A 7,020-nucleotide genomic window follows, 5' to 3' on the forward strand; every position below is an offset into this window, starting at 1 on the left:
CTAGCGACGCCACAGCACGGCGCGTCGTCTTGGCGATACCGAGGAGAATGGCCGTCCTCCACGGGGCGGTGTGGTCGACGGCCAGCGCTGTTTTCGTGCTCATCAATCTCGGCAGACCGTGGCTGGCGGCAACGCTGGGCGTGTCGATGATCCTGGGCGCCATCGTGACAACCGCGCTGTCCTACTGGATGTGCAAGATCGCGCTACGGCCAACAACGGCCAAGCTGCTCACCGACCACCCACCGACACGGCCTCAGGGGCCAGGCCTTCGGCTGCGTGCCATGAGCGCCTGGGTGATCGGAACCGGTGTTCCGCTCCTGATGGTCATGCTGGTCGCCACCAGTGCCTTGGCCTTCGACTATCCGGTGCACCGCCTCGCGCTCACCGTGCTGTTACTCGGGGGCTGCGCCATGGCGTGCGGCCTGGTGGTCGCGGCGTTCAACGGGTCGGCGCTAGCCGATCCCATCGACGAAGTGACGCGCGGCATGCAAAAGGTTCAGCGCGGCGAATTCGAGGCATCGGTACCCGTTTTCGACGCTTCCGAGCTGGGACTCTTGCAAGCCGGGTTCAACACGATGGCAACCGGACTGCGTGAACGGGAGCGACTGCGCGACCTGTTCGGCCGCCACGTCGGCCGTGAGGTGGCCCATCGGGCCGAGCAACTCGCCTGCGCGAGTGACCGGATCGGGTTCGACGGGGTCAACCGCGAAGTCGCGGTGTTGTTCGTGGATCTGGTGGGCTCGACGCGACTGGCCACCACACTGGAACCCCCCGAGTTGCTGGCGACGCTCAACGACTTCTTCACGATGGTGGTGAACGCCGTCGAAGCGAATCGGGGCTTTGTCAACAAGTTCGAAGGGGACGCCGCGCTGGCGATCTTCGGCGCCCCCCTCGACGACGATGACCGCGCCGCGCATGCGCTGGCGACCGCGCGCGAACTCAACAGGATTCTGAATCCGCCCGGCGCGCCGATCAGGGCCGGCATCGGCGTCTCGGCCGGCATGGCGGTGGCCGGCAACGTAGGCCACCCCGGCCGTTACGAATACACGGTGATCGGCGACCCGGTCAACGAGGCGGCGCGGCTCACCGACGTCGCCAAGCTGTCGGTTGGCGTCGCCGCGTCGGCCGCGGCGCTGGACATGGCGAGTCAGGAGGAGTCGCGCCGGTGGCGAGTCATCGACTCCAAAGTGCTTCGTGGGCGGGCCAATCCGACCGATATCGCCGTCCCGGTCGATTAACTGCTAGGCGAATGAGCGAGTTCAAACCTTGCGCGACTTCTGCTCTTCCATCTTGTTCAGGAAGGCCTCCAATCCGATGCCGCCGTGGTCGGCCATGACCTCGTCGTAGTCGTACTCTGGCGGATTGCCCCCGTTGGGGCGCCACCCGGCATCCGCGGTACAGGATTTGAAGCCGTCCTCCGGGAAGGCATACCAGCGTCGCGTGTTGAGCTCGACGATCTTGGCGGCCTCCTCGTCGGGCACGTTCGCGAGCATCTCCTCGGCGCGCGCGCGGCTCTTGGGCCAGAACGAGTCGGAGTGCGGGTAGTCGCATTCCCAGGTGATGTTGTCGATGCCAATCTGGTGGCGCATCGACATGCCGACTTCGTCTTCGATGAAGCATCCGGCGATGTTGCGCCGGAACAATTCCGACGGCGCCACCGTGGGGTGGATGTTCTGGTAGAACTTGTGCTTGCGCCAGACGTAGTCCGCGCGCTCGACGAGGTACGGCATCCAGCCGACGCCGCCTTCGGAGAACGCGACTTTGAGGTTCGGGTGCTTGTGGAACACCGGCGAGAAGATGAGCTCGGTCGCCGCGGCCATGGACGTGGTACCCATCAACGTGATCATCACCGCGAAAGGCGCCTCCGGCGCGGTCTGCGGCGGGAATCCACCACTGCCGAAGTGCATCACCGCGGTCAGGTTGGTCTCTTCGAGCGCCGACCACACCGGCTCCCAGTACGTGGTGTGGTAGCTGGGCAGCTTCAGGTTGGTCGGGTTGTCCGGCAGCCCGATCGCCCGCGCCCCCTTGGCGGCCACCCGCTCGATCTCGGCGACGAGCAGGGCCGGGTCCCACAGCGGCGTGATCGCCATCGGGATGAACCGGGCGGGGTCGGTGGCGCACCACTCGTCGAGCGAGAAGTCGTTCCACGCCTGGACGGACAGGTGCGCGAGTTCCTTGTCCTCGCCTTCCAGGAAAACGGTGCCGCAGAAGCGCGGGAAGGACGGAAAGCACAACATGGCGTGCACGCCGTCGATGTCCATGTCCGCCAGTCGGGCTTTCGGGTCGTAGCACCCGGGGATCATGTCGGCGTAGCGGATCGGGTCGACACCGAATTCCTCCGGCGACTTCCCGGCGACAGCATTCAGCCCGATGTTGGGATAGGGCCTGCCCTCATAGACCCACTGCTGCACCGGCGGAGCGCCGTCGCGCGGAAAGTCGACGATGCGGGGACCGTCGTCGAGGAATTTCTTCGGCAGCCGGTCCGCCCAGACCTGCGGTGGCTCGATCAGGTGATCATCGACGGACAGGAGCTTCATCGAAGGTTGCAGCGGCATCGTGGGAGTCGTCTCTCGAAGTGGTGCGATACGGTACAAGTGAACAGATTCTGACTATTTGACTATAGCGCCGATGGCGGCCAGAGCCCAAACGAACAGCGCATCAAGGAGAAGCATGACAACACCCGATACCCCCCAGTCGCGCATCCCGCACGACGATTGGGCCGACCAGGACCTGCTCACCAAAGGTGAGGCGGCCGAACGCCTCGCCGCCGAGATCGCCGAGGTCGCGGCCAAACTCAACGCGTCGGATGATCAGGACGAGACTTTGATGCGACGACTCAACGGGCTGCAAGAGGCTTACAAGCATCTGACCCGAGACCCGCAGGGCTGACCCGGCCCATTCAGGCCCGCGGCAAGCCCAGCACCCGTTGGGCGACGATGTTGCGCTGGACCTGGGCTGTTCCGCCGTAGATGCCGGCGGCGCGCGACCACACGTAAATGTCCCATTCCAGGCCTTCGGTGAGCAGGGGTCCGCTGGCCGAAAGGTCCATCATGGCGTGGGCGAAGAACTGGTCGGCACGCGTCATGAGCAACTTGTCCACCGAACCCTCGGGCCCGGGAAGCCGGCCGTTCTGGCGCTCCGTGAGGGATCTCATGACCTTGATCTGCAGTGCCCGCAGCTCCACGTAGGCCTGGCCGAGCCGGGCCCGCGCCGACGGCGAGTCTTCGAGCCAGCCGACGCGAACGTCGTCCTCGAGGCGCCGTAATTGCGTTTTGAGCCGGCCGATCCAGTTGATGTCGCTGGGACCGCGCTCGTAGGCGAGCAGCTGATTGGCGATGGACCAGCCTTCCCCGCGCGTGCCGAGCAAGTTGGTCGCGGGTACGTCCACATTGTCGAACGTGATCTCGGTGAATTCGCGGTTTCGCGCGGCGTTAACGATGGGCCGCACCTCGATGCCGGGCGTCGACATCGGCACCAGCAACACGGAGATGCCCGCGTGCTTCGGTGCGTCCGGCTCGGTGCGGCACAGCAAAAAGCACCAGTCGGCGACCGCACCGAAGCTCGTCCAGATCTTGCGGCCGTTGACGCGGAACACCGCCCGCCCGCCAGTATCGATGAAATCGGCCCGGGTCCTGAGGCCGGCGAGGTCGGATCCGGCCTCGGGTTCGGAGAAACCCTGACACCAGCGCACGCGGCCGGACAACAGCCCGGGCAGCAGCGTGTCGCGCTGCTCGTCGGTTCCGAACAGGCGTAACGCGTTGCTGAGGTGACCGACGCCCTCGATGGGCGCGGCGCCGGCCCGCCCGAGCTCGTCGTTGAGGATCGCCTCGTAGACTTGCCCCTTGCCGTGCCCCCCGTACTCGACGGGAAAGGACAAGCCGATGTATCCGGCTTCGTAAAGCGTTTGATGCCAGGCGTTTTGCGCGTCAGCGCGCGCAGCCGGGTCGTCCGGGATCGCGGCGTCGGCAACGTGATCGGACAGCCACTGCCTGAGCTCGGCGCGGAACTGCGCTTCGGGTTCGCTGTCGTTGAAGTCCATGCCTACGCGAGTTCCCGGTTCGCCAGCCGCAGCGCGGCGATGGCCTCGTAGTGCACCGTCTCGTCACCGAACAACCGCCGGTCCAACAGAGTCCGGCGCAGGCGCAGGTGCGAAACGTGCTCCCAGGTGATCGCGATGCCGCCGAAGACCTGAACCGTGGTCTCCACCACCTCTCGTCCCGCGGCCGAGGCGTATGCCTTCGCCGTCATCGCCGCCAGGCGCGCCTCGTCGGGCGGCAAGTGGTCGATCGCCCACGCGGCGTGCCACAGACAACTGCGGGCGCCCTCCACTTGCACCAGTGCGTCGGCGAGGAGATGGCCCACGGCCTGAAAGGAGCCGATCTTCACCCCGAATTGCGAACGCTCACCCGCGTAGCGGACCGCGTCGTCCAGGGCGCCCTGCATGGTGCCGACCAGGTCGGCGGCGACGGCGGTCATCGCCAACGACTGCACCCGCTGCCAGCGTTCGTCATCGATAGCCTCGCCGGTCACGACCGCTGAGGCGGCTGCATCGGCCGGTAGACAACGGATTTCACGGGTCAGGTCCAGGCCGTGCGGGTCGGCGCCGCCCGCCGGTGCGCACACCAGCCGACGTTGTCCGTCGGTGCGGGCGGTCAGTAGCACGTGGGTGGCCCCCGCGGCGTCGAATGCCACCCCCGGCCGGTGGGCCGAGCCGAAACCCATCAAGCCGGGGTCCAGTACCGGCGCCAGCCGAAGGCCGCCGTGCGCGATGAGCTCCAGTTCCCTCTCTGCTCCGGCCGCCTCGAGGAGTTCCGTGACCAGCACCGCCTGGCCCAGCACCGGAACGGCGCTGAGGGTCTTGGCGAGTTCTTCGATCACGATGACGGTTTCGACACCGCTCGCGTCGAGTCCGCACAGGCCCGGCGAACGCAGCGTTGGCACACCGATATTCACGAGACGGCGCCATTGCGTGTCGAGCGCATCCCCTGTGGGGATCTCGTTCGGGTTGGTGACGCCGATGCTCTCCCCCAGCTGCGCGGCGGTGTCATGGAGCAGTTGCTGCTCGTCGGTGAAGGCGATCTCCATGGTCAGCGCAGGGTCATCTCCACGCTGGTGTATCCGCGCACCGTCGCGGTGAGCACACGCTCGCGCGCCCCGATGGCATAGTTCGGGAACTTGTCCGCGATGTACTCGAACACCAGCTGCGCCTCCCGGCGCGCCAACCACTGCCCGAGACAGATATGAATGCCCCACCCGAAGTACACGTCGGTGCCGCGCGGCCTCCCGATGATGAATCGGTCGGGATCGTCGTAGCGCCGTTCGTCCCGGTTGGCGCTACCCAGCAGCAGGAGCACCCAATCGCCTTCGCGCATGGTGACGCCGTGACGCTCGATCGGCCGGGTAAGCGTGCGGGCCACCCAGTGGCTCGGGGTGTCGTAGCGAAGCGCCTCGTTCACAGCGACGGGAATGATGCTGCGGTCGTTGACTATTCGGCGCCATTGATCAGGATGCTCGGCAAGCGCCACCAAGCCGTTCGAGATCAGCTTCTGCGTGGTTTCCGAGCCGGCGGCCGACAGAAGATTGCAGAACATCAGCACCTCGTGCGCGGTCAGACAGCGGTGGCCGCCGGCTTCGGGGTCGTCGAACATGGCTTGGAGCACGATGCTGATCAGGTCGTCGCCCGGGTCGGTGCGGCGCCGCTCGATCAGGTCCCCGATGTACTCACTGATCATGCGGTTGGCCTCGACGGCCCGGGCGGGCATCGCGACCTGCCCTTCTTCTCGGGTGAGGAAGGCCTCCCACCAAACGCGCAACTGCGCACGGTCGCCGTGCGGCACGCCGAGGAGATCACCGATCACGTCCGTGGGCACCGAGAACGCGAAGGCCTCCATCGCGTCGACGGTCGTACCCGACCGCAGCCGGCCCAGGTGCGTGTCGACCACCGCCCGCAGGGCAGACTCCATCGCGGCGACCGCTTTTGGGGTGAAAAAACCCTTGAGGACCCCGCGAATGCGATCGTGGCGGGGCGGGTCCATCGAGATCACCGAGTACTTGCGTCCGTCGTTGTCCGGATTCTCCGGCGCCGGCCCGCGCTTGGACGAGAACGTCTGCCAATCCCTCAGAGCCTGCGACACGTCGTCGAACCGGGACAAAACCCACCAGCGATTCTCGGGATCCCGGTAGACCGGCGCCTCGTCACGCAATCTCCGGTACACCGGATAGGGATCGTCGAAGATCGCCCTCGAGAACGGCGAATACATCAACTCGCTGGTCGCTGGCACAGCCATGACTCTATCATCGCAATGAACAATCGGACGCTGAGTGACTAATTGATCAGTTGGTCGACGGTGCGCGTTCGATCAACTCGATCCAGTTGCCGTCGGGGTCGGTGGCCATCAGTCCCCGATTGCCGCCCTCGAATGTCACCGTCCGTTCCGGCCGAGCCCGACCACCCAGGCGCTCGATACCTGCGACGAAAGCGTCCGGGTCATCGACACGGAACGACAGGTGGGTGAATCCCACCGCATTCATCCGCCGGGGCGAGCGCTTCTCGCTAACCCCCGGCGCCGGATAACTGAGCAACTCGAGGCGGAACCCGTCGCGCTGCAGGTAGACGAGGTCGAGCACCAGCCCGGGCACACCGAGCAGCCGCGCCGTCTCGGGCCCGTCGACCCGCAGACGACCACATTCGTCGAATCCCAAAGCCGCGCAATAGAATCGGACCGACCTTGCGAGATCCCTGACGCACAGCCCGATGTGGGTGAGGCGGCCACCGGAGGTCATGCGGTGTCGTCGACGAGTTCGTCGAGCAGCGCGTTGTGTTCCCCGAGCAGGGGTGGTCGTGCGGGGCCGCTTGCTGCGTTGGCGCCGAACACGTATGGCGTGCCCGGATAGCGGAAGGTCTCCCCCAGTTCGGGGTGGTGGACCGGCACATGGAAGCCTCGGGCGGCGATGTGTTCGTCCTCGAAGGCCTCGTCGGGGGACAGCACCGCCCCGGCCGGGAATCCGCGTCGCTGGCTT

At 66.3% G+C, this 7,020-nt stretch carries 8 protein-coding genes; 2 read left to right on the plus strand and 6 right to left on the minus strand.

All coding sequences use genetic code 11. From position 1 onward, the window contains the following. Nucleotides 1–47 precede the first annotated feature (47 nt). Nucleotides 48–1,238, plus strand: a complete 1,191-nt coding sequence (locus tag A5673_RS02435) for an adenylate/guanylate cyclase domain-containing protein (protein WP_197518269.1) — start codon at nucleotides 48–50, stop codon at nucleotides 1,236–1,238. 21 nt (nucleotides 1,239–1,259) lie between these two features. On the opposite strand, the gene A5673_RS02440 is transcribed toward A5673_RS02435, so the two are convergent. Beyond that, nucleotides 1,260–2,555: an amidohydrolase family protein gene (locus A5673_RS02440; protein ID WP_068226907.1), complete on the minus strand. Its 1,296-nt coding sequence runs from the start codon at nucleotides 2,553–2,555 to the stop codon at nucleotides 1,260–1,262. 115 nt (nucleotides 2,556–2,670) lie between these two features. Here A5673_RS02440 and A5673_RS02445 point away from each other — a divergent pair, with 115 nt between their 5' ends. Then, nucleotides 2,671–2,889, plus strand: a complete 219-nt coding sequence (locus tag A5673_RS02445) for a hypothetical protein (RefSeq protein ID WP_068226908.1) — start codon at nucleotides 2,671–2,673, stop codon at nucleotides 2,887–2,889. A 10-nt stretch (nucleotides 2,890–2,899) separates the two neighbouring features. Here A5673_RS02445 and A5673_RS02450 read toward each other — a convergent pair whose 3' ends face one another. The 5 genes from A5673_RS02450 to A5673_RS02470 form a co-directional block, all read right to left on the minus strand. After that, nucleotides 2,900–4,039 (minus strand): acyl-CoA dehydrogenase family protein, encoded by a 1,140-nt coding sequence (locus A5673_RS02450; protein WP_068226909.1) that lies wholly within the window; start codon nucleotides 4,037–4,039, stop codon nucleotides 2,900–2,902. A gap of 2 nt (nucleotides 4,040–4,041) precedes the next feature. Continuing rightward, nucleotides 4,042–5,085: an acyl-CoA dehydrogenase family protein gene (locus tag A5673_RS02455; protein WP_068226910.1), complete on the minus strand. Its 1,044-nt coding sequence runs from the start codon at nucleotides 5,083–5,085 to the stop codon at nucleotides 4,042–4,044. A gap of 2 nt (nucleotides 5,086–5,087) precedes the next feature. Beyond that, entirely contained in the window at nucleotides 5,088–6,287 is a 1,200-nt protein-coding gene (locus A5673_RS02460; RefSeq protein ID WP_068226911.1) for a cytochrome P450, read from the minus strand. A gap of 46 nt (nucleotides 6,288–6,333) precedes the next feature. Next, entirely contained in the window at nucleotides 6,334–6,783 is a 450-nt protein-coding gene (locus A5673_RS02465) for a VOC family protein (protein ID WP_068226912.1), read from the minus strand. After that, nucleotides 6,780–7,020, minus strand: a 241-nt coding sequence (locus tag A5673_RS02470) for a CoA transferase (RefSeq protein WP_197518270.1), incomplete at its 5' end; no start/stop codon positions are given. The genes A5673_RS02470 and A5673_RS02465, both read right to left, overlap by 4 nt.

The organism is Mycobacterium sp. E3198 (assembly GCF_001667015.1).
In the GTDB taxonomy this organism is placed as follows: Bacteria; Actinomycetota; Actinomycetes; order Mycobacteriales; family Mycobacteriaceae; genus Mycobacterium.